Below are 20002 nucleotides of genomic sequence, written 5' to 3'. Positions count from 1 at the left end.
GCCGTCGCCGGTGATCTGGACCTGGCCGGTATCGATCTGGGCCAACAACTCATCGACCATGCCCGAGGCCTCCAGCGCCTCGGCCACCTCCGCGGTCGAACGCGGCTCAGCCAGCTCAGGCAGCTGCTGACCGTCGTCGTGCTGCTTGTCGTCTAACGCCATGCTCATAGATTGTCCTCTCACTGATGAGCACCGGACTTACACAGACCATCTGACACCCCCCAGTGGGCGTGTAGGACGTTCCGCGGGCCCCGTCATTATCTGCCATCAGGTCGTTGGAGCAGGTGTGGAACAGTCCCAGTGCGTGCCCAATCTCGTGGGCGATCACCCCCGCTCTCCTCGCCGATGAGTAGCCCTGCACGTAGTGCATGTTGATCTGGATAGTGCTGGTCAGCGGCGCGTTGTAGCGCGTGTGCAGCCCAGACCAGCTCACATCGGATCGGTTTTCCGTCGAGATCGCCACATCGGCAACCTCGAACACACCTACCGGCGCGACCGTGATAGGACTGAGTTGGTTCCAGGAGTTCACCGCAGATTGCAGCTCGGCGCCGTAGAGGAAACCGCCGCCGGTGCTGTAGGCGAGGCGCTGCCCATCGACGTCGTTGTTGGGTAGGAAGTAGCCGCCGACGCCCGTGTCCTTGTAGAGCACAGTGCCGCCCTGGAAGTCTTGCGCCCAGACCGAGCAGGTGGTGGTGCGGGTGTCTTCAGTGGGAAACTTGAATCGCCCGTTCTCCCAGCCTGAATCGGCCCAGACGTCGCGGATTCCCAGCCACACGTTTTTAGCTCCGGTCGTGGCCGAGTAGTAGATCGACCCGGCCACCATGTGATTCGCGCGCCCGCCGTTGACGCCGAACTCGCGGGTGATCGGATAGCCCAGATACCCAGTCTCCCAACCTACTCGGCCCCACGCATCGCGAATAAGTCCACCGATCTGGTTGGCATGCCCGCCGGCCACGGCGGAGTGCCAGTAGATCGAGCTGTTCTTGACGAACTTCTGAAACTTGCCGCCGTTCTGGGTGTTTGACTCGGGGATGGTGGCGTTGCCGAAGAAGTTGTAACCACCGGCTTGTTCGTATTCCTCGTGGATCTTCCCGTAGATCCAGTAACCATGGAAGACGTCCGCGCGTACCGCGCCTGCGCCGATCCACATTAATGCGGCAATTACTAACGAGGCCAGGGCAATACCAAACCTACGCACCGTCACCACCTTCACTCGCCCCCCAAGACCAGCAAGTGGTGGACACGCTATCTGCAATGTGTGATCTACGTCAACGAAAATCGGGTACCGCAGATCACTTCGGCACTCCTGCCTCGCACCTACCTGCCCGACTGATGTAGCGGGACGCTGTGGTGACTTTGTCGGCCTCGAGGGCCCGGCCCGTCCAGGTGACCTGACGTGTGAGCGGGAGAGTGTGTCGAGGTTGAAGCTCATTTGCGCGCGGCAATATACGCAGTGGATACTTGTTAGAGTTGTATAATGTTGTATAGTTTTAATCATGGCTGAACAAGGTTTTCTGCGAGTCGCGGAGGCGGCTGCTTATCTCGGGGTGTCCGCCCAGACGCTGCGGCGATGGGATCGTGACGGCACCTTGCCTGCGCTGCGGCGCCCCGGCAGTGATTACCGGTATTACCGGCGCGCCGACCTGGAGCCGTTCCGGCTGGAGTATCGCCGTGCCCAGGAGGCCGCCGCGGCTGGCGCCAACAGCAGTGTGTTCGTCACCGCCAACGCGGACGTCGAGGCCAACGCGGCGTTGCGGGAGCCACAGCGCGAGGCCCACCGTGCTGTGCGCGAGCACTTCGCTGAGAACGCCACCCCGGCGATCGTGCAGATTCCAGTCGGGTGCGGCAAGACCGGCATCATGGCGACTCTGCCCTTCGGCATCGCCCGTGGTCGCACGCTGGTGATCACGCCGAACTTGACGATCCGTAAGGGGGTCGCCGATGCCGTGGACATCACCAGCCCGCAGTGTTTCTGGACCAAGTGTCGGGTGTTGTCGGATTTCACCGCAGGGCCGTGGATGGCCGTCCTGGACGGGCCAAACGCCAACGTCCACGACGCGATCGAAAGTGACTTCGTGGTCTGCAACATCCAGCAGCTGGCCAGCCAGGCCGACCGGTGGCTTCCGCAGTTCCCGGAGGACTTTTTTGACATGATCCTGGTCGATGAGGGCCATCACGCTGCCGCCGAAAGCTGGCAGAAGGTGTTCCGGCGCTTCCCCAATGCCAAGGTCGTCAGCCTGACCGCCACCCCGTTTCGCTCCGACCAGCAGCAGCTGCACGGCGACATCGTCTACCGGTACCCGTTCACCCGGGCGATGATCACCGGCTACATCAAGCAGATCCACTCCCGCAACGTCGCCCCCGCCGAGCTGTACTTCACCTACCGTGACGACACCCGCCGCCACACCCTCGACGAAGTCCTGGAACTGCGCGAGGAGGCCTGGTTCCGCCGCGGCGTGGCGCTGAGTACCGAGTGCAACCGCCACATCGTGGAGGCCAGCATCCAGGCGTGTGACCGGATGCGCGCCCAGACCGGTATCCAGCACCAGATCATCGCCGCGGCCTGCTCGGTCGACCATGCCCGCCAGGTCGCCGCGATCTACAACGAATGCGGATACCGCGCGGCCGAGATCCATTCCGACATGGACGAAAACGACCAGGACGCCGTCATCGCACGGCTGCGCCAAGGGCAGCTCGACTGCGTCGTGCAGGTGCAGATGCTCGGTGAGGGCTTCGACCACCCGCGCCTGAGTGTCGCGGCGATCTTCCGGCCCTTCCGCAGCCTGGCGCCCTACATCCAGTTTGTCGGCCGGGTGATGCGCGTGGTGCAGGAGGCGGCCCCCGAGCACCCCGACAACCAGGGCCACATCGTGTCCCACATCGGACTCAACAACGACGCCCGCTGGTCAGAATTCCGCGAACTCGACCTCGATGACCAAGCCTTGGTGCACGGATGGGTTGCCGGCACCACCGACGATGACGGCGATGGCAACGGTGATGGCGAACCGCGTGCCCGCCGATTCGACGAGGGCATGCTCGTCGACAACGAGATCCTCACCGACTTCGTCGAGCAGACCTACCTTGATCCCACCGACGACCGGGTCCTCGACGAGATCTTGAACCGCGAAGTCGCCCCCGGCATTCGTGTCGGCGACGTCGTTGACCGCGAGCAGCTACGCCAACGCCTGCTGGCGCAGCAGGCAGCAGCCGCACCCCCTGCGCCGCAGCCGATCCCGGTCTCCCCGCAGCGGGCACGACAATCGGCCAAGACCCGGGTCAACCAGCGCACCAAGGCGGTCGCCAACCGAATTCTGGCCGACCTCGACCTCCCGACCCGGGGTCACCAGCTGATGGCCGTCACGGGCGGCCCGCGTCAGCACAACACGGTCATCGCAATCCGCCGTCTGGCCGCGGCGATCAACGAGGCGGTGGGCATGCCCAACGGCACCCGCGGCGAGTGGTCGGGCGAGCAGTTGACCACCATCTTCGAACGCATCGACAAGATCGCCGACACCGTCCGCGACACGTTGAGATCCCAACTGTCCCAACGCGGGTAAAACCTCACCCGTACCGTGCCCCAAAGGAGTCAGCATGCCCACCACCAAAGCGATCCTGCGCCACGTCCGTGTCGAGACGCCCCGCACGAATCACGAGCGTCCGTGCGCCGCCCACCGCAAAGGCAAGAAGGCCCACTTCATCCTGGCCGGTGACACCCACCTGGTCATCACGGAAAACGACAAGGCGATCAGATACTGCCCGCCGGCGGCCGCCGAGATCCTCGACGTCGCTCAACAGGACCTCGCCACGCTGCGCCAGCAGCTCGGCCTGTGACGCCGACGGGCCTATGTCTATCTGGCTAGCTAAAGCCCTGTCCCCCAGCATTTTTCAACTGGTAACGGGACGTGTTGAACTAGGGCGAGTTGCAAGAAGCAGTCCTGATCGACAAGGTCTATCCCAAGCCCCAATCGGTCCATGCCCCGAGTAGCGCGATCACTCCGGCCGTTACGCCAGCCGCGAGCGAGTACGCCCAGCCAGCCCAACGGGTGCGTGCCGGGAGCATAACCGCGATCCCGGGAAGGAGTAGCACCGCCCATGCCAGCAACCACGGAACCCAGTACGTGGCGATGAGCGGCCTGTCCACCGGTGCATCCAGGGGCGCGGCGGTGGGTTCCGACAAGCCCAGCCAGCTCCGTGTCAGATGGGCGAGCGGGATCACGACGAACATCCCGACTACGAAGCCGATGATAGCGGCGGCGACGACCTGGGCCTTGCCTGCACGCGATACGGCGAAAGTGGCTACCATCGACCCACCTTACGGTGAGTCCCGGCTCAATCTATGGCACCGAGGGCCGGTTCGTAAGAGAACTTGTTTAGCGCGAAAATCTCATCCGCAACGGCGGGTTCGTCTCGCGGGAGTCGGTGTACCGGCTGGGCGACTACGGTCCCGATCGCCGCCTGAACAACTGGATCGCTCCGTTCAACTCGATCTACGAGGAGCTGGTCGAGGACCGCGGTCTGGAGTCGGAGACCCTTCCGGTCGCGGCGGTGTACGACCGAGCGGTGAGCGGGTACCAGCGGGCACGCGGGTACCGCGTGTTCCAGGGGATCGTGCGACTGGTCCGCGAGCGCGAGGACCGCCTCACGCAGGCATAACCACGTATGAGCGAAAGCCTCCCGCTGCCTGGGATGTCCGGGCAGCGGGAGGCTTCGTTCCTACTTACCGCTTGGTGAGGCTGTAGCCGAGGGTGTCGGCGAGCATCGTCAGGAGCTGGTGGGCGTTAGGCAGGTGGGCCTCGGCCATTCGTGCTGCAGCTCGTTCGCAGTCGGAGTCGTCGCCGCACAGGCATTCTTCGCTAAGAGGGTGCTCTGAACGACGCGTTGCTGTCGCTAAGCAAGACCAACCCTGGAGCTTTCGATGACGTGGCTTCCAGGTTGTGGAAGTCTTCAGGACTGGATATGGCCATTCGCAATGGCGGTTTCGGGCTCGGCGATGCCTTCGGTGGTGATCGCAGCTTGCTGCCCGACCCTTCCAACTGGCCGGACCGTCGCTCGGGACCCCCGGATAGCACCGATGGCGAGGCTGACAGCTCGCACAGCGGTGATGGATAGTGCGTGTTCCGCTTACGATCACTCCATCGTCACCACTACAAGTGGTCTTGAGGCGGCGATGATCATGCTGACCTGGCGTTGCAGCGCGATGATGAGGTCTTAGAGCTGGTCGACAGCCCAGGAATGCGGGTACTGACGACGAGCAGTGATTCAAACTGGTTTCCGTCAACCAATGTTGACGGATCGCGGAGACACGGGCACGCTGGTCTGCATGAGGACTGGACTGGACCGCGGCGACGACGACGAGACACCAATCGAGCAGCTTTCCCGAGTCGCAGATTGGCGACGGGAGATTGCCCGCGAGGAGGAAGTCGCGGTGCGGCGGGCACGCCTGGCAGGACTGTCGTGGGCAGAGATCGGCACGCTCCTTGGAACGACGAAGCAGGCAATGCACAGGAAGTACCGCCGGGTCGGTTGAGAATTCAACGCACCAGACTCAGGTGCGGTAGGCGTGGGCTCGGTGGTCGATTCTGACAATGACGATGGTGTGGTTGGGGTCGTCGATGCGGAGCAGGATGCGATAATCGCCGCGGCGGGCGCTGTGAAGGTCTGCGAGGTCGTCGCGCAGCGGCTTGCTAAGCCGGTGGGGGTTCTCGGCGAGCGGCCCGGAGATGAATTCGATGACGGCGTGGACGATCCGGGATGGGAGTCGTTGAAGGTCGCGTCGAGCTGGGGATGCGACCTCAACCCGGTACGGGGCGGACGAGTCTGTCGGAGCGTCGCTCATTTCGGCGGCATGCCGTGTTCGGCGCGCAGGTCGTCGATGGAGACGGTCTCACCGGCCGCGTACTCGGCGTCTGCGGTAGCGACGTCGTCGCGGACGCCGGCGCGTGAGAGCCAGTAGATCGTCTCGTGCAGCGATTCGAGGTCGTCGGCCGACATCAGCACCGCGGCGGGTTTGCCGTGCTTGGTGATCGTGATGATGTCGTGCGTGCTCTCGGCGCTGTCGACCAGCGCGGAGAGCTTGTCCTTAGCTTCACCGAGTGGCACTGTCGTCATGGCTACATGATAGCCGCAATACTAGCCTTCCACTAGCCTCGTTTTTAGCCGATAATAGATATTATGTCAAGTAGATGATTGCATACTCATCTGCTGTATTAACCCGCGCCGATCACCCACTACTGCGGGCCCTCGGGCACGACTCGTCCAGCCAGAGAGTCCAGAGCCATGTGGACAGCGGTTGTGGTTCGTCGGACGTCGCCGGTTGCCAGCAGGTCGAGGAGACCGCCACGGAGGACGGCGAGAACAGCCGTCCGTTCACTTTCGGCCTTCGACGTTTGCCGGACGCCTGTCGGTTGCGCCTCGGCGAGCATCGTCAGCCAGTCGTCGACAGTCCCCTGCGCGAACAGGCTCCACGGGCCGTCGGGGTCGGTGAGCGCTCGACCGTAAGCCTCGACCCACAATGCCAGTACCGGTCGTTGCGAAGGCGTGGACAGCCATTCCCACACCGCTCGTGCAACGGCGAAGATATCCCGTGCAGCAGGCTGTTTTGCGAGGACTACGCGCCCCGCCATCGATTCCATCTGGTCGGCGCGAGCGTGCTGCAGCAGTGCCTGGATGAGTCCATCCTTGCTGCCGAACAAGTACAGCAGCACACGCGGACTCGACCCGATCGCGGTCGCCAACGGTCGTAGCGACAGGGAGGCTGCCCCGTTGTCGACGATGTAGGCGTATGCGGCGTCGAGGAGCTGGACTCGACGGGCAGAGCCTGTCGCCAGCTCAGGCCGTGGCGCGCTCACAGAGTTTGTGACCAGGTCTGTTCGACCAGATCTTTTCCGAACAGGCGGCTCGACCACTCGGTGTCCAGCGCGAATCCGGCGTCAATGTAGACGCGACGAGCTGAAGTCAGGGAGTCGACCGTCCAGAGTTCCATCCGCTCATAGCCCGCTCGCCTCGCGAAATCGACGCTGGTCCCGACCAGACGTCGACCCAGCGAGTGCCCTCGCGCCTTCGGATCGACCACGAGCACTCGCAGCTTGGCGGTGCGCTCATCCTGTCCACGAGTGCAGAACACCGAGCCGACCCGCGCGCCGTCGAGTTCGGCGACCCAGCCGGCCTCGGTGTCTTCGTCGTGGTTGCGGGCAAAGGCGGCAACGATGTCGGCGACCAGCGTCTCGATCGTTATGTCCCAACCGAACTCGCGCGCGTACACCTCGCCGTTGGTCTGTACGACCCACCCGAGGTCGCCTGGCTTGCCGAACGGACGGAGCACGACACCACCGGACGGCGGGGTCGACCACGCCGCTGCTGTTCCCTGGGTCATCGCGACCTCCGAGTAATCTCACTGAAACGAGTGTTTCAGTACGGTAACACACGCTGCGCGAATTGAGCCGTGCGACGGCGTTCACCCTCTCTACGTCGGCGGCGACCACGCCGTCGTCACCCGGACGTACAGAGCCCTGGCTGTGGTGACGCGCAGTTCCGACGACTGCTACCTCGCGATCTGGGCCGGCCATTCAGCGTGTCGTGTCTCCCCCACCGGGTGGGCCTCGGATGTACACCCCGAGCTGCGACTACCACCTCTACACCAACAGCTCTCACCACGAGAACGTCTGTCGTGCAGAGTGATACGTGGCCGGTTGGCCGGAAACTGCCGTCAAGCTCTGAAGACGTGAAGGCTGACCGATCACATCCGGTGGTTTCCGTGTTCTACTGGTCACAGGTGACCTCATGCCCGACGGCGTCGACCGTCGGTTTGCCGAGTGCATGGGGATCGAAGTGAGTCTGTACCACGAGGACCGTCTCCTCGAATCCCGCTTGCACCGTGCTGTACCTCTCGCCCAGGTCGACCTGCTACGCCGGAGCGTCCCGTTTGCCCGTGACGTATTCGACCAATTCATCTATTCCGTCACCCAGTACTCAATCGTGGAGGGAACGTGGGACACGTTCGTCGGAGAGAGCCTCCGGTACCTCGCTTTCACCAGTGACGAGCCGGCGAACTCTGTCCCGCCGCTGATCCCCCCGGAGATCGCCGCCACGGTCGCCGACATCATGTCCAGATTTCGCCGCCGAGCACCCGGCGAACCGGTCATCGACGGGCATTCGATGACAACCGTTCATCAGCAGCAGCTCGGTGAAGAGTTGATGTTCGCCCTCGGCGGCGACCACGACGACGGAGTTCATGCTGCGGGCACGCGCGCCTACAGCAAGATGATGTCGGCCCGAATCGGTGACGGTTTTGTCCACCCAGTCGTCGGGAGTCATTTCTGGAGCGACGTATACGCTGCGGAGTCCCGCCACCCAACGATGGGTCCACACGTGACCGTGCTTCCCACGATCGCCGCCGCCGTCGAACGATGGCACGCCTCCCCCGCCGACCGCCCGCGATGCGAACGCATCATCTGCGACCGTGCCCACTCCCGCGGGTGGAAAGACCTACCACCCAGCGATGGCCGGTGGGTGGCCGTGACACCCAGTGGACTGCTCTCATGATGGCGTCGGTCCGGGGCACTGATATTGGGCGACGGTCGCTCGTACAGTGAGGCGATGACGGACTCGCGGCTTCTGCGCTCACTGTCGACACTGATCGGAATCCTCCTGGTCAGTGTTGCGGTCGCGGTACCGACAGCGGTCGCTCTGGCGTGGCCGCTGATCTATCTGTCCGAGTCCGTGCTGCACCTGGGCTGTTCCTCGACCACGATCGATGGGCAGCAGGTGTGGGTCTGCCCCGACGGGATAGGGTACGTGATTCCGGGGGTAGCCCTGGTCGTGCTCTTGACCATCGTCGGCGTCGTTGTCGGTATCTTCGTTCAGCGCGATGCCCTGAGGCCGCCGGCAGCGGCAATCGACTGACGCGGCGGGGCCGGTGTCATCACATCTCTGACGCAGCAGCGCCTTTCGAGGTCAGCTTCCGAGACCAGACGCGATCCGTTCGATCCGCGGCAACGCGATGGCCAGTACCGGCAGATACGGTACCGCCCAGACCGGCGCACCGAAGCTGAGAATGCAGCCACCCGCCACCGGGATCACCTCGTGCCGCGTCGCGTTCACACCCGCCACCTTCCACGCCCACAATCGTCCGTCGACGAACTCGGTGATCTCGAACGGCACGGGTACCCCCGCGACAGTCGTGATCGTTCCGCGTGTCCCAGAGGCCAACTCGACGTCACCGTCTACCTGCGCCCCGAAAACCGTGGGTCCCCATGACGGCCAGGCGTTCACATCGGTGATCGTCGCCCACACTGCGTCAGGAGCCAGATTCATCCGCAACTCTGTCGTCGGCATGCCATGCCGAAAACCAGTGCGAACTCGCAGCACCGACCTGAGCGATGCGGGAGTCGACAAGTTGTGCAACATCGGACCATCGTCGCAGAACAAGGCCCGGCGCGGCCCTCATCGCCTTGTTCCCGCATAGAAACGTGCCGGGTGAACGTCACCGTGCGATCGTTCGCGGTTCCTCGACCCCGGCGAGCTTGTCGGGATTGCGCATCGCGTAGATCTGGTCGATCACGCCGTCGACAATGTGGAACGTGAACACGCCCTGCAGTTTTCCGTCGAAGTACACGAGCATGCCGGGCTCGTGATTGAGCACCGCCACCTCCGCGCGATAGTCGTCGATCGTCGTCCCGAGTCGCGCGAATCCGGTGAGCAGGCGCGCCACCGGCAGCGAACCCTGAATGGGCCGTTTCACCGCCGTGGCCTTGCCGTCACTGTCGGCGGTGAACACGACGTCGGGCGACAGCAGCGCCATGAGCGATTCGACCTCACCTGACTGCGCGGCGGCGAGAAACTCCTCGACAACCGCTCCGGCGCGTTGGGCGTCGACCGGCTCGAACCGGGGCCGCCGCGACTCGACATGCGACCGGGCGCGGTGCGCGATCTGGCGCACCGCGGCCGACGACTTCGAGACCATCGATCCGATCTCGGCGTAGGAGAACCCGAACACCTCGCGCAACACGAACACTGCACGCTCGTCCGGACTCAGCGATTCCAGCACCACCAACATCGCCGTGGACACCGACTCGGCGAGTACGACGTCGTCGGCGAGGTCGCGGTCGTCGAGCAGGATCGGCTCGGGGAGCCACGGGCCGACGTACTCCTCACGACGCCGCGAGCGCGACCGCAGGGTGTTGAGTGCCTGGCGTGTGACGATCTTCGCGAGGTAGGCCTTCGGGTCGGCGACTTCGACGTCGTCGACCTCCGCCCACCTCAGGTAGCTCTCCTGCAGGACATCATCCGCGTCGGCGGCGGAACCGACGATCTCATAGGCGACGGTGAACAGCAACGGCCGCAGTTCTGCGAATCGTGCTGCGCGACGGTCGAGTTGACCGCCTGTCATAGCTACTCCGTTCGTCGACGGGCCGTTCGTCATCGTCCGACCGGTTCACGCTCGGCGGTCGCGCTCTTCGCTGCACCGAACCAGCTGAACTTACCGGGCCGCGCGGCCTCACGCCGGATGTTGGCCACGGTTTCTCGGCACACCAACTCCTTCGTCCAGGCTGCGAGACGACCGGTCACCACCGCCGGCGTCGGCGAATCGTCGCGGCGCGTGAACTGCAGGGTGGCCGCATGTCGGCCGATGCTGGCACACTGCGCGACGAAGCCCTGGTCGACAGGGCTCGGCTGCTCACCGGCGATCTTCGCGAGGACCGCGTCGGCGGCCTGGGCGCCCAGTGGTTCAGCGGCCTGACAGCTCATCCGCAGCGTCATGCCATCAACAGCCACCGCGTCACCGGCGCCGATGATCCGGTCGTCGTCGATGCTGGCCAGGGCGGCGTCGGCGCGCAGGCGGCCGATCTCGTCGGTCTCCAGGCCGCTGGCGGCCGCGAGTTCCGGCGCCTCGAAGCCGGTCGCGAGAACCGTTGCCGCGCTGGGTAGCACGATTCGTTGACCGTCGATGTCGACGGTGACGGTCCGCTCCCCGAGCTCGACCACACGTCCCTGGTCCATGACATCGACACCCAGTCGATTCAGCTGCGTCTCCGTGGCGCGTCGAGCCCGGGCGCTCACCGAAGCCGCGAACTCACCGCCGCCCACCAACCGGACGCTGTGTCCGCTCTCGGCGAGTTCTGCCGCAACCTCGATCCCGGTGAGTCCCCCGCCGATGACGGTGACCGTCTCGTGCGCCGCCAGATCCTCGACGCGTTCGCGCATGCGTTGTGCACTCTCCCAATCGGCGATGAACAGCGCATGGTCCGCGGCCCCTGGGATCTCGGGGGTGCGGTGGCGGGTGCCGATCGCGTAGATGAGGTAGTCGTAATCGAGGTGCGCGCCCGACGCCAGATGGACTCGCCGTGCGTCGGCGTCGATGCGCGTGGCGGTGTCGGCGAGAACGCGGATGTCGTCGGCCAGCACATCGTCGAATGCGATCTGCGGATCACCGGTCCCCGAAACGAACTGGTGGAGCCGTATGCGCTGTACGAAGAACGGCTGTGGGTTCACGACCGTGACGTCGACCGCACGATCACGCCGGAGCCGGTTGGCCGCCATCGCGCCGGCGTAGCCCGCACCCAGTACGACAACGTGCGTCCGCTCCCCGTCAGCCTTGTCGTCGCCGATCTGGTTGATGTCGGTGGTGTTCATGGTCCCGCCTTCCGTGGTGGTGTTCGATAGTGCTCGCCCTCGAGACACCGGCGGCGACGAGAATGTGACACCCGGGCCGAATCCGCTGGTCAGCGGCCACCCTCGGCGCCGACCTGCGCCCGACACGGTAGTGGCTCTCATCGGGGTGATCACCGGTCTCGTCGCAGCTGCCCTGGGATCGGCGGCGGTCCTGCGGCAACCGCCGTGGCCTCGGATGATCGTCCGGCCGGACCATCTTTCCGATCCGCCAATGCGGTCGACCACACCGCGCTGAGAACAAAGGCGTCTAGGCGGCAAACGCTCCATCCTGATGCGGATCGCCGACTGGACCCATCCAGCGCTTCCGTCGTCCGAGCGCCGATGGGTTCCCGCCGCGCCGGGAGTCTGCCCGGGTGGGACGAGACCGTCCGCACCGAGCCACCGATGCCTGCAGACATCGACGACGACAAGGCAGGATCACCATGATCGACACAACCGGAGCAACCCTCACCCACACCGTCGACGCCTCCCCCGACGCCGTCTTCGACGCGTGGACGACGCCGCAACTCTTCGCCGCCTTCTTCGGCGGTGCCACGAATGAGGTCCCCGTCGACTCGGTCACGCTGGACGCCCGACCCGGAGGCACCTGGACCGCAACCATGATCGCCGACGCGGAAATGCCCGAGTTCCATTGGCGCGGGGAGTACATCGAAGTGCAGCGACCGAGCAAACTCGTGCTGACGATGACCGACGAGCCGGGCGACGCACGTGAACTTCTCACCGTGGACCTCATCGCAGTCGACGCCGGCACCGAGCTCCGCTTCAGCCAAACCGGCGGAAACCTCACCGATGAGCAGTACGAGTACGCGACGGCCGGCTGGCACGCGGCGTTCGAAGCGCTGAATGCTGTGCTGTCCGGGTAGTCCCGAGGCGCTGTCGCATACGCGGAACGGAAAGCGCAACCGTCCCGACCGGAGCTATCCGGGCGAGGAGTTCACAAATACCGCCTATCGGGGCCACGAGCCCCCCATCGTCGCCAGGACGTGCAGAGCCCTGGCTGCGGGACGCGCAGCTCCGATGACTTTTCGGGCCCAGAGAAAGAAGCAAGGATCGTGAGCAGACTGATCATCAGCATGTGGACCACTCTCGACGGTTATGTCGCTGGCCTCGATGACTCCATGGACTGGCTACTCGCCGATTCCGACCTCATGAACTACGAACTCGCCCTCGTCGAGCACGCCGGCGCGCTCCTGCTCGGCCGGATCACGCACGCCGACTTCGCCTCCTACTGGCCGGCTGTCGCCGCCGGAACGATCGACGCCGACGACGGCAATCGGCGTTACGCCCGTCGCCTCGACCAGCTCGACAAGTTCGTCGCCTCCCGTTCCGGTGACATCGCCGCATGGCCGGTGACCCAGCACGTCACAGAAGTGACCGCCAGCGAGATCCAGCGCATCAAGGATCGCGCCAACGGCGATGTGGTCGTCTACGGCAGCCTCAGCTTGATCGCGACACTCAATGCGATGAACGCGGTCGATGAGTTCCACCTCATCGTCAACCCGATCTTGCTCTGCAAAGGCAAACCCGTCCTCGACGCACACCAGCCTTCAACCCGACTGGAACTGATGGAATGCCGACCCTTCTCCTCTGGCGCAGTCTTGCTCAGATACGCCGCCCTGACGACACCCGCGACTCATGAATGAAATCGAATCACCTCCCCGCAGGCACGGTGCTAATGGACACGAACGTAGGGTGGCACGGGAGGTGCAATCGACTGACCGGCGACGCGGCTGGTGACATCACATCGCGTTTTCCGAGGCCAGCTCTCCGAGACCGGTCGCAATTCGTTCAGTCAGCCGTTTCCTATCCGCTCTCGTGTGCGCGACGCCGCGAGAACCCGCCACGCCCGCGGACTGATCACGTACATCGCGCGGGATCGTCTACTGAAGTGCGACGGATTCGTGATGCACCAGCGCCGGGCGATTGCCGCGACCGGTTGATGAGCGGTCTCGGCGCGAGGTCATCATGCGCGCCCTCGAGTCGACTCGTGATGATCCACTGCTCGAGACTCGTGCCGGCATCGGCGAGGAGCTGGAACAGTTTTCGGACGGTGATGCCGTGCGCCCGCGCGATCGACACCGGCGACAAGTCCGGATCGCTGAGGTGCATGCGAACGTGTCCGCGGGTCCTGGGAAGCAACACAGCAGCTGACCGACGCCGGCCTGTCGGCCGAGACGATCGCCGCGGCCCACAACGTGTCGACCCGGGAGCTGTACGCCGACTGGCCCAGTTCCGAAAGGCGGCTGATGGATCACGTCATCCGACGCCGCCTCGACCGTGCCCGTGACGCCATGATCGCCCGCGCTCATGGGTTCAGCGACTCAACGCATTTCACCAAGCGGTTCCGAGCCGCTTCGGGGTGACCCCGTGACAGTCGCGGCGCGACAATCTGAACTCGTGACGACAAGCCGCCCGGTTGCACGGCGCCGCGACCTCGTGACCACCCACCGAACGCTAAGGAAACTGATGCCGCGCTGGCATCGCCTGCGGTCTCGCGTCGACCACCGCGGCCGCGGATGACCCCGGGCCGGATTACTTTCCCGGCCACTGATCACCACTCAGAGTCACGCCCCCCCGTTTGCGGGAAAATGCCATGCGAGTACTGCTGTGAGTCTTTAACGTCCCACGAATGATTGCGCAACAGAACGATGACTGGCGCCCGGCGCCGGCTGACTGCCCGGTCGATCTGGTCGTCGACGGAGAACTGTTTCAAGTGACAGTCCGTGCCGACGGTGGGTATTCAAGCAAGTGGACGTCGGGCCCGAACCCTGGGTACGGCTTCGGCTCCAGCGGGCCGCGAGTTGCGTGGCAGAGCGACGACGGGCTCCCGCCCGCCCCGCTGCCACTCCCCCTGCCGACGATTCGCGACCACCGCGAGTCGATCAGGGAGTTCCTCTCGAACATCAACCCGGAGACCGGATATCTCGATTGAGCGGGATACCGGACCCGCGGTGATCTCAACCTCCGTGGGACGAGCGTGTCTGCGCCAACGATCGTTCGAGAAGCGTTGTCAGCACTGCGAGATCGACATCTCGGAGCCGAGTGACGTGGAGGCACGACTTGGCGACGCGACACTTTCCCAGCCGGTCGATGAGATCTGGCCACTGCGTGGCGAAGTCGCTGACCAGGTAGATGGTGTGATTCTTCGGGCCGGGCGCGAAAGCGAGTTCCGGCGCCCGACCGCCATGCCCGCTGGCGTAGCGGTACTCGTACTCGCCGAAGCCGATCATGCGGCCGGCCCAGAGGACGGGCCGGTGTCCGGAGATCTCACCGAGCAAGGCGACCAGTTCATCGGCCTCGTCCCGACGTGGACCGACTGCTCGGTCGAGCACTTCCTCGATCGGCGCCTCGGACGGCCTCATCGCGGGCGCCTTGCCGCCGGCTCGCGGTTCTTCGTTCACAATCGATACCCACCGGTTCTCTTCGCCTGGAATGGCACGTCGCCGAGAAACTAGCAGACCTGATTGGTAGATCGGCACCGATCAGGACTCGCCCGACTGCTTCTGCCCAACCGCACCCTCCCCGCCGTGAGCCCGATGAGTTCTGCGAGCAACGAGGGTCTGCCCTCCTGCGGACCGAGCCGTCCGCGGCGAAACATCGATGTCGGCCGACGTCGACGACCAGAAGGCAGTCACACCATGACGGACGCAACCGGGGCAACCCTCACCTACACACTGAACGCTTCTCCCGCCGCCGTGTTCGACGCGTGGACGACGCCGGCTCTGTTCGCCGAGTTCTTCGGCGGCAGCGCGAACCAGGTCCCCGTCGAATCGGTATCGCTCGACGCCCGACCCGGGGGCACCTGGGCAGCAACAATGATCGTTGGGGGCGATTTCCCCGAAGTCCATTGGCGCGGTGAGTACGTCGAGGTCAGCCGACCGAACAGACTCGTACTGACGATGACCGACGAGCCGGGTGATGAACGTGAACTCCTCACCGCTGACTTCATGGCAGTCGACAACGGCACCGAGATCCGTTTCAGCCAAACCGGTGGCAACCTCACCGACGAGCAGTACGAGTACGCGGCCGCCGGCTGGCGCGCGGCGTTCGAAGCGCTGGACGCTCTGCTCGCCGGATAGGCTCGGGGGTTAGGTGGCGAGCGGCGCCGCTGAGCGAGATTGCAACCGGCCAGGACGAACGATGAACAGACCTCGACGTCTGGACGTCGGAAACGTCCGCCGCCGGCTCGCGTCTAGTCCCAGCCCGCCGTCTCCGCCGCCGCTCGATGAGTCTGCTCGAGGAACTTCAGGACCACGGCGTCCGGGTCCGGCGATTGGCGTACAAGCTGATACGGCAGGATGTACTCGCCCAGTGCGGCATCCCACCGCGCCGGAGCCTCGACCGCCGGGTGCGTGTCGTAGCCCTCGGGATGTGGGTAGGCGTAGGCGTAGAAGGCCCCCTCCTCGGCGCCACCCGGCCAGTAGCCCGCGCTCGACACCTCGTCGCTGTAGGCCTCGTGCATCACCCAGTCGGGGCAATTCGGCACCCCACCCGGATGCTGGGGTGCACTGCGTCCCGAGAACCGTGTGACGGCCAGATCGAAAGCGCCCCAAAAGAAGTGGACCGGTGACGACTTGCCGCGGAAGCGGCCGCGGAACTCCGACAGCACGCGGTGCGCACTGACGAGAGACCGCCAGAACCGAGACACGGCGTCGGCGTCGTACGACGAGTGGGCGGTGTCCTCGGCGAACGGGGTCGCATCAGGCAGTTCGACGGGGGTACCGACGATGGCGATGTCGAAGCCGAGGTCGGCGAGGTGAGCGGTGTACTCCGCGTAGAAATCGGCGACCGTCCGCGGTTCCAGCTTCATCTGACGGGTGCTGCCATCGGTGACGAGGAAGAGCAGCTGGTGGTCCAGAAAGTCGAAGCGGATCTCGAGGCCGCGGTCTCCGACGGCCATCAGGGACGTGGTCAGGCCACGCGCGTCCACATACAGCGGTACGCCCCACCAGTGGTTGACCTCGGGTCCGAGAGCGAGACGCGTCTTGCCGACGATCTGGGTCCACAACTGGACGGTGTCCCTTGTGTCGACCCACGACTCCACCGGTAGTGCGGGCCAAGCCTCGTATTTGGTTTCCATGTCGCCAATGATCCCGGACGCGTCAACTCGAACGTGCCGATGAGCCGTCGGCCCTGTGAAGTTTCGACGGAGACACCGACGAACACCTGCGTAACCTGTCGCGGAGACGGCAGTCGGACACGACCTCGACGTCGCTATCAAGGAGGAGCATTGCCGCGCATCACGCTCGGAACGGTCTTGATGTTCGTCGCGATCGGAACCACCATCGTCACCGCGTTACTCGGGGCGCCGGATTGGCTGATCGTCGTCGTAGCCGCCTTGCTCTTCGTGCTCGCCCTGGTGCTCCCGATCGCAATACGGGACTTCGGGGCGAACAGGCACGTGCAAGGCCGAGGGGCCGAGAGGCCAGCGGGGGCTCCGTCCCGGCCGCCGCACAGTCGTCATACGGGAAGCTCCGACTCGTCCTCGAGTTGGTTCGGTTTCGATGGCGGATGGTCAGGCGACGGCGGCTCCGATTCCTCTGGCGGAAGCTCGGGTGGCGGCGACTAGTGGGTCGACCACCCGGTCCATTGCGAGACGTCGACGAATGGCTGGTCCACTCCCCCCGCACCTCCTCACGGTGACCTGGCTCTACGTCCCGACGCCGACGAGTGGCCTAGCACCAGTGAAGTGCGGGTGCGCCTCTCCCCCGGCCAGGCAGGCGGCACCGAGTTGGAGCTCATCCATGCAGCATTCGTCGGAGAACCCTTGTTCGCGACGTACGGACCAGGTGCCGGCGGGGTCGGTTGGGATCTATTGCTCCTCGGTCTGACCCGGCTGCTCGTCGATGGCGAAACCGCTGACCACGAAGCAATCGAGAAGTCTCCCGAGGGACGCGAGTTCATCCGCCGTAGCGCGGCGGCCTGGGGAGAGGCACACCTCGCGGCCGGAGGTGAACCCGCGCAGGTCGCGGCCGCGGCTGCGGCCACCGCGAAGTTCTACGCACCCGATTCGGTGTGATTCCGGGTCTATTCGCGATACAAATCGGCAAACAACAGCGTTAAACGCCTATCGTCGGACCGCCGTCCCTTTTCTCGCATCCCCCCGGCGAGATTTGCGATGTGATAGACATTCGTCAGACCTCTGAGGCGGCTTAGAATGAAGCAATATTCGCGAATAGTCCTGGTGCTCATTGTGGCAATCGGAATCGGGCAATGGACACCGAATGTCGCAGGTGCAGCGCCGGGCCCGGGTGGGGCGACAGTGCTGACACTGGACCCGGCCTTCCGCTCGCTTCCGATGAACTGGCTGCGCGGTGAGCTGTTCGCACCACCCAATCGAGTGGTGAACGTGCCGTACAACAACTTTCCCGGCGCGACGAACACCCACCGCGGACGCGACAAGTTGAACGAGATGCTGCACGAGATCCCCGGGCGGAAGATCGTCGTCGGACACAGTCAAGGCGCGCAAGTTCAGGATGATTGGCTGCGCACCTACGGTCCCACCAGCGACATCGACCCTGCCACAGTGACGTTCGTCCTGACCGGTGATCTCGAATCGAAATACAACGGTTGCGCCAACCAGGGAGGATGCCGCGCGGACTACGGCGGCAACAACTTTCCCGATGACACCCGATACACCGTCAAGATAGTTGCGCGACAATACGATTTCTGGGCCGATGCACCCAACCGCGACCTCATGAACGACGCCGCCCGACGAAACCACAGTGCGTCGGATTCGGTCGGCGGACGTGGTGAAGGCCGCCCGGTACACAACGACTACAGCATGATCGGGCTCGACGATCCGGCCAACAAGACGTTCGTCGAAGGCAACGCCACCTACATTCTCGGCGCCCCGGCAACCTATTACCTGCCCATGGTCACCCAGATGTGGACGACTGCCGCCCGCAAGGCCGAAGAGGACGCACGACTTCGTCCGGAGGTCGAGAAAGCCTACGACCGGCCGATGGGTTCGCCGCCGGCCCCCTCTGACACCTGAGCCGGTTCATCTGACCCGAATCGGACAGAACCGAAGTTCGAGCGCGCGCCGGCACCTAACATCAGGACTGCAACGTGACGGCATGACGAGCGAGGACCGGCATGAAAAAGACCCTGAATTCCCTGTCCGAAAGCGAATATGTACTCGTCCGCGAGACCAAGAAATCACAGATGGCCGGCCTCGACGAGGACGGACTGATCGATCTGCACTCGCGAATCCGGCGCGCACGGAACAAGCACGTCACCCTCTACCGCCGTGCGGGTGCTGAGAAAGTCAAGACCAAAGGCGGCCGTGGGAGCGCGAAAGCAGCAAATGCCCGGAACGCCGCTAAAGCCGAGGTCTTCGAGGACGCCTTGAGCCGCGTGAGCCGTCGACTGGCCAGGGTTTCTCGAGACGCCGCTCTCGAATTGAAGGCCGAGCGACTGGTCCGGGCGCGTACCGACAGCCCGACATCTCAAAAGGACACCGGCAAGGGCAGAGGCAAGGACAAGGGCAAGGGCAAAGTGGCGTCGTCGGGACGAATCCGGACCGACGACACCCGCGAATCACCCGGTCGAAAGAAGTACGAGGCCTCGACCATCGCCGCCGGTGCGCGACGTCAGACCAAGAAAGACCGGAGGCACGAATCCTGACCGGCGGACCGACATCGCCCCTGACCGCTTCACCGGAAGCGCTGCCCACCTGTCGGTAACCTCACGTCATGTTGATCTGGATCAACGGCGCCTTCGGCGTCGGTAAGACACAGACCGCACACGAGCTTCACCGCCGGCTGACTGCGTCGCACGTGGCCGATCCCGAACTCCTCGGATTCGCGATGCACAAGATGCTGCCGCCCGCCCGGCGCGACGATTTTCAGGACCTACCGCAGTGGCGCACGGGCGTCACCCAAACCCTCTTGGATGCCGAACAATCCAGCGACTCCCCGGTGATCGTTCCCATGACGCTCGTCGACGCTGAGTACTTCGACGAGATCGTCGGTGGACTCAAAGAGCATGGCGTCGATGTCAGGCACTACACCCTGACCGCTTCCGTCGAAGTGATCCATCGACGTCTCAGAGCCCGCCTTGCTCACCGTCTCGGCCCCATCCTCGGCGCCGATGAGACCTGGGCGATGAAACAGACTGGGAGGTGCGTCGCCCGGCTTGGCGAGGACCGATTCGCAAGCCATGTGCCAGCAGACGAACGCAGTGTCGACCAAGTTGTCGAGCACATCGCCGACGATGCCGGACTCGAACTCTCCCGTCCCCGTTTGTCTTCGGCGCGTTATCAGCTGCGTAGGGCAGCAGTCGCAGTTCGACACATCCGAACGTGAGCCGACACTCGTCCGCGAGACTT

General features: G+C 64.5%; 24 protein-coding genes and 1 pseudogene. 14 read left to right on the top strand and 11 right to left on the bottom strand.

What is annotated here, in order from left to right:
* A pseudogene (locus FFS52_RS18985) lies at nt 1-168 on the bottom strand (IS256 family transposase); the annotation flags it as partial.
* Nucleotides 116-1213 carry a reprolysin-like metallopeptidase gene (locus FFS52_RS18980; RefSeq protein ID WP_171011677.1) on the bottom strand — a complete coding sequence of 366 codons (1098 nt, stop codon included), beginning with the start codon at nt 1211-1213 and terminating at the stop codon, nt 116-118. The gene FFS52_RS18980 and the pseudogene FFS52_RS18985, both read right to left, overlap by 53 nt.
* Before the next feature lie 283 nt (nt 1214-1496).
* Here FFS52_RS18980 and FFS52_RS18975 point away from each other — a divergent pair, with 283 nt between their 5' ends.
* From FFS52_RS18975 to FFS52_RS18960, 4 genes are all read left to right on the top strand, one after another.
* Nucleotides 1497-3557, top strand: coding sequence for a DEAD/DEAH box helicase family protein (locus FFS52_RS18975; protein ID WP_068970440.1), 2061 nt, complete (start codon nt 1497-1499; stop codon nt 3555-3557).
* 34 nt (nt 3558-3591) lie between these two features.
* Nucleotides 3592-3831 carry a hypothetical protein gene (locus FFS52_RS18970; RefSeq protein ID WP_055477305.1) on the top strand — a complete coding sequence of 80 codons (240 nt, stop codon included), beginning with the start codon at nt 3592-3594 and terminating at the stop codon, nt 3829-3831.
* Nucleotides 3832-4419: 588 nt separating this feature from the next.
* Entirely contained in the window at nt 4420-4653 is a 234-nt protein-coding gene (locus FFS52_RS18965; protein ID WP_055477307.1) for a hypothetical protein, read from the top strand.
* Nucleotides 4654-5320: 667 nt separating this feature from the next.
* Nucleotides 5321-5527 carry a hypothetical protein gene (locus tag FFS52_RS18960; protein WP_055477311.1) on the top strand — a complete coding sequence of 69 codons (207 nt, stop codon included), beginning with the start codon at nt 5321-5323 and terminating at the stop codon, nt 5525-5527.
* Nucleotides 5528-5545: 18 nt separating this feature from the next.
* On the opposite strand, the gene FFS52_RS18955 is transcribed toward FFS52_RS18960, so the two are convergent.
* The 4 genes from FFS52_RS18955 to FFS52_RS18940 form a co-directional block, all read right to left on the bottom strand.
* On the bottom strand, nt 5546-5836 hold the full coding sequence (locus tag FFS52_RS18955) for a type II toxin-antitoxin system RelE/ParE family toxin (RefSeq protein ID WP_055477308.1): 291 nt from the start codon (nt 5834-5836) through the stop codon (nt 5546-5548).
* The gene (locus FFS52_RS18950; protein WP_055477309.1) at nt 5833-6108 is read right to left on the bottom strand and encodes a type II toxin-antitoxin system Phd/YefM family antitoxin; all 276 of its coding nucleotides are present in this window, start codon (nt 6106-6108) and stop codon (nt 5833-5835) included. The genes FFS52_RS18955 and FFS52_RS18950 overlap by 4 nt, the downstream gene beginning before the upstream one ends.
* 119 nt (nt 6109-6227) lie before the next feature.
* Nucleotides 6228-6848, bottom strand: a complete 621-nt coding sequence (locus FFS52_RS18945) for a TetR/AcrR family transcriptional regulator (protein WP_223258858.1) — start codon at nt 6846-6848, stop codon at nt 6228-6230.
* The gene (locus FFS52_RS18940) at nt 6845-7372 is read right to left on the bottom strand and encodes a GNAT family N-acetyltransferase (protein ID WP_065631669.1); all 528 of its coding nucleotides are present in this window, start codon (nt 7370-7372) and stop codon (nt 6845-6847) included. Before FFS52_RS18940 ends, FFS52_RS18945 begins: the two co-directional genes overlap by 4 nt.
* 407 nt (nt 7373-7779) lie before the next feature.
* On the opposite strand from FFS52_RS18940, the gene FFS52_RS18935 reads away from it, so the two are divergent.
* Nucleotides 7780-8541 (top strand): hypothetical protein, encoded by a 762-nt coding sequence (locus tag FFS52_RS18935; RefSeq protein ID WP_068970441.1) that lies wholly within the window; start codon nt 7780-7782, stop codon nt 8539-8541.
* Between the two features lie 54 nt (nt 8542-8595).
* Nucleotides 8596-8901: a hypothetical protein gene (locus tag FFS52_RS18930; RefSeq protein ID WP_068970442.1), complete on the top strand. Its 306-nt coding sequence runs from the start codon at nt 8596-8598 to the stop codon at nt 8899-8901.
* Nucleotides 8902-8952: 51 nt separating this feature from the next.
* On the opposite strand, the gene FFS52_RS18925 is transcribed toward FFS52_RS18930, so the two are convergent.
* The 3 genes from FFS52_RS18925 to FFS52_RS18915 form a co-directional block, all read right to left on the bottom strand.
* Nucleotides 8953-9333: an SRPBCC family protein gene (locus FFS52_RS18925; RefSeq protein ID WP_065631666.1), complete on the bottom strand. Its 381-nt coding sequence runs from the start codon at nt 9331-9333 to the stop codon at nt 8953-8955.
* Nucleotides 9334-9481: 148 nt separating this feature from the next.
* Nucleotides 9482-10387: an RNA polymerase sigma-70 factor gene (locus tag FFS52_RS18920; protein ID WP_065631665.1), complete on the bottom strand. Its 906-nt coding sequence runs from the start codon at nt 10385-10387 to the stop codon at nt 9482-9484.
* A 29-nt stretch (nt 10388-10416) separates the two neighbouring features.
* A complete protein-coding gene (locus FFS52_RS18915; protein WP_065631664.1) occupies nt 10417-11631 on the bottom strand; it encodes an FAD-dependent oxidoreductase in 1215 nt (404 codons plus the stop codon).
* 461 nt (nt 11632-12092) lie between these two features.
* Here FFS52_RS18915 and FFS52_RS18905 point away from each other — a divergent pair, with 461 nt between their 5' ends.
* The 3 genes from FFS52_RS18905 (at nt 12093) to FFS52_RS18890 (ending at nt 14602) form a co-directional block, all read left to right on the top strand.
* Nucleotides 12093-12533, top strand: coding sequence for an SRPBCC domain-containing protein (locus tag FFS52_RS18905; RefSeq protein ID WP_068970444.1), 441 nt, complete (start codon nt 12093-12095; stop codon nt 12531-12533).
* Between the two features lie 189 nt (nt 12534-12722).
* Nucleotides 12723-13313 carry a dihydrofolate reductase family protein gene (locus FFS52_RS18900; protein WP_065631663.1) on the top strand — a complete coding sequence of 197 codons (591 nt, stop codon included), beginning with the start codon at nt 12723-12725 and terminating at the stop codon, nt 13311-13313.
* Between the two features lie 986 nt (nt 13314-14299).
* A complete protein-coding gene (locus FFS52_RS18890; protein WP_068970445.1) occupies nt 14300-14602 on the top strand; it encodes a hypothetical protein in 303 nt (100 codons plus the stop codon).
* A gap of 25 nt (nt 14603-14627) precedes the next feature.
* On the opposite strand, the gene FFS52_RS18885 is transcribed toward FFS52_RS18890, so the two are convergent.
* Nucleotides 14628-15032, bottom strand: coding sequence for a DUF1801 domain-containing protein (locus FFS52_RS18885; protein ID WP_068970457.1), 405 nt, complete (start codon nt 15030-15032; stop codon nt 14628-14630).
* Between the two features lie 276 nt (nt 15033-15308).
* Here FFS52_RS18885 and FFS52_RS18880 point away from each other — a divergent pair, with 276 nt between their 5' ends.
* Nucleotides 15309-15749 (top strand): SRPBCC domain-containing protein, encoded by a 441-nt coding sequence (locus tag FFS52_RS18880; protein WP_065631660.1) that lies wholly within the window; start codon nt 15309-15311, stop codon nt 15747-15749.
* A gap of 113 nt (nt 15750-15862) precedes the next feature.
* Here FFS52_RS18880 and FFS52_RS18875 read toward each other — a convergent pair whose 3' ends face one another.
* Nucleotides 15863-16750: a DUF5996 family protein gene (locus FFS52_RS18875; RefSeq protein ID WP_065631659.1), complete on the bottom strand. Its 888-nt coding sequence runs from the start codon at nt 16748-16750 to the stop codon at nt 15863-15865.
* Between the two features lie 615 nt (nt 16751-17365).
* On the opposite strand from FFS52_RS18875, the gene FFS52_RS18870 reads away from it, so the two are divergent.
* The 4 genes from FFS52_RS18870 to FFS52_RS18855 all read left to right on the top strand — a co-directional run bounded on the left by FFS52_RS18870 (nt 17366) and on the right by FFS52_RS18855 (nt 19979).
* A complete protein-coding gene (locus FFS52_RS18870; RefSeq protein ID WP_203235851.1) occupies nt 17366-17689 on the top strand; it encodes a hypothetical protein in 324 nt (107 codons plus the stop codon).
* Between the two features lie 243 nt (nt 17690-17932).
* Entirely contained in the window at nt 17933-18667 is a 735-nt protein-coding gene (locus tag FFS52_RS18865; protein ID WP_226513400.1) for a PE-PPE domain-containing protein, read from the top strand.
* Between the two features lie 101 nt (nt 18668-18768).
* Nucleotides 18769-19299: a hypothetical protein gene (locus FFS52_RS18860; RefSeq protein WP_065631656.1), complete on the top strand. Its 531-nt coding sequence runs from the start codon at nt 18769-18771 to the stop codon at nt 19297-19299.
* Nucleotides 19300-19367: 68 nt separating this feature from the next.
* Nucleotides 19368-19979, top strand: a complete 612-nt coding sequence (locus tag FFS52_RS18855; protein WP_068970446.1) for an AAA family ATPase — start codon at nt 19368-19370, stop codon at nt 19977-19979.
* Nucleotides 19980-20002 lie beyond the last annotated feature (23 nt).

Source organism: Gordonia sp. ALPHA1B1, from assembly GCF_005502615.1.
In the GTDB taxonomy this organism is placed as follows: domain Bacteria; phylum Actinomycetota; class Actinomycetes; order Mycobacteriales; family Mycobacteriaceae; genus Gordonia; species Gordonia hongkongensis.
Note: the sequence above shows the minus strand (reverse complement) of the source record. Positions and strands in the feature narration are given on the sequence as shown.

Bases quoted from the DNA above. Each gene is read 5' to 3' on its own strand.
- FFS52_RS18975 (WP_068970440.1), top strand. From the start codon at position 1,497: ATGGCTGAACAAGGTTTTCTGCGAGTCGCGGAGGCGGCTGCTTATCTC.
- FFS52_RS18970 (WP_055477305.1), top strand. From the start codon at position 3,592: ATGCCCACCACCAAAGCGATCCTGCGCCACGTCCGTGTCGAGACGCCC.
- FFS52_RS18960 (WP_055477311.1), top strand. From the start codon at position 5,321: ATGAGGACTGGACTGGACCGCGGCGACGACGACGAGACACCAATCGAG.
- FFS52_RS18955 (WP_055477308.1), bottom strand. From the start codon at position 5,836: ATGAGCGACGCTCCGACAGACTCGTCCGCCCCGTACCGGGTTGAGGTC.
- FFS52_RS18950 (WP_055477309.1), bottom strand. From the start codon at position 6,108: ATGACGACAGTGCCACTCGGTGAAGCTAAGGACAAGCTCTCCGCGCTG.
- FFS52_RS18940 (WP_065631669.1), bottom strand. From the start codon at position 7,372: ATGACCCAGGGAACAGCAGCGGCGTGGTCGACCCCGCCGTCCGGTGGT.
- FFS52_RS18935 (WP_068970441.1), top strand. From the start codon at position 7,780: ATGCCCGACGGCGTCGACCGTCGGTTTGCCGAGTGCATGGGGATCGAA.
- FFS52_RS18930 (WP_068970442.1), top strand. From the start codon at position 8,596: ATGACGGACTCGCGGCTTCTGCGCTCACTGTCGACACTGATCGGAATC.
- FFS52_RS18925 (WP_065631666.1), bottom strand. From the start codon at position 9,333: ATGCCGACGACAGAGTTGCGGATGAATCTGGCTCCTGACGCAGTGTGG.
- FFS52_RS18920 (WP_065631665.1), bottom strand. From the start codon at position 10,387: ATGACAGGCGGTCAACTCGACCGTCGCGCAGCACGATTCGCAGAACTG.
- FFS52_RS18915 (WP_065631664.1), bottom strand. From the start codon at position 11,631: ATGAACACCACCGACATCAACCAGATCGGCGACGACAAGGCTGACGGG.
- FFS52_RS18905 (WP_068970444.1), top strand. From the start codon at position 12,093: ATGATCGACACAACCGGAGCAACCCTCACCCACACCGTCGACGCCTCC.
- FFS52_RS18890 (WP_068970445.1), top strand. From the start codon at position 14,300: ATGATTGCGCAACAGAACGATGACTGGCGCCCGGCGCCGGCTGACTGC.
- FFS52_RS18885 (WP_068970457.1), bottom strand. From the start codon at position 15,032: ATGAGGCCGTCCGAGGCGCCGATCGAGGAAGTGCTCGACCGAGCAGTC.
- FFS52_RS18880 (WP_065631660.1), top strand. From the start codon at position 15,309: ATGACGGACGCAACCGGGGCAACCCTCACCTACACACTGAACGCTTCT.
- FFS52_RS18875 (WP_065631659.1), bottom strand. From the start codon at position 16,750: ATGGAAACCAAATACGAGGCTTGGCCCGCACTACCGGTGGAGTCGTGG.
- FFS52_RS18860 (WP_065631656.1), top strand. From the start codon at position 18,769: ATGAAAAAGACCCTGAATTCCCTGTCCGAAAGCGAATATGTACTCGTC.
- FFS52_RS18855 (WP_068970446.1), top strand. From the start codon at position 19,368: ATGTTGATCTGGATCAACGGCGCCTTCGGCGTCGGTAAGACACAGACC.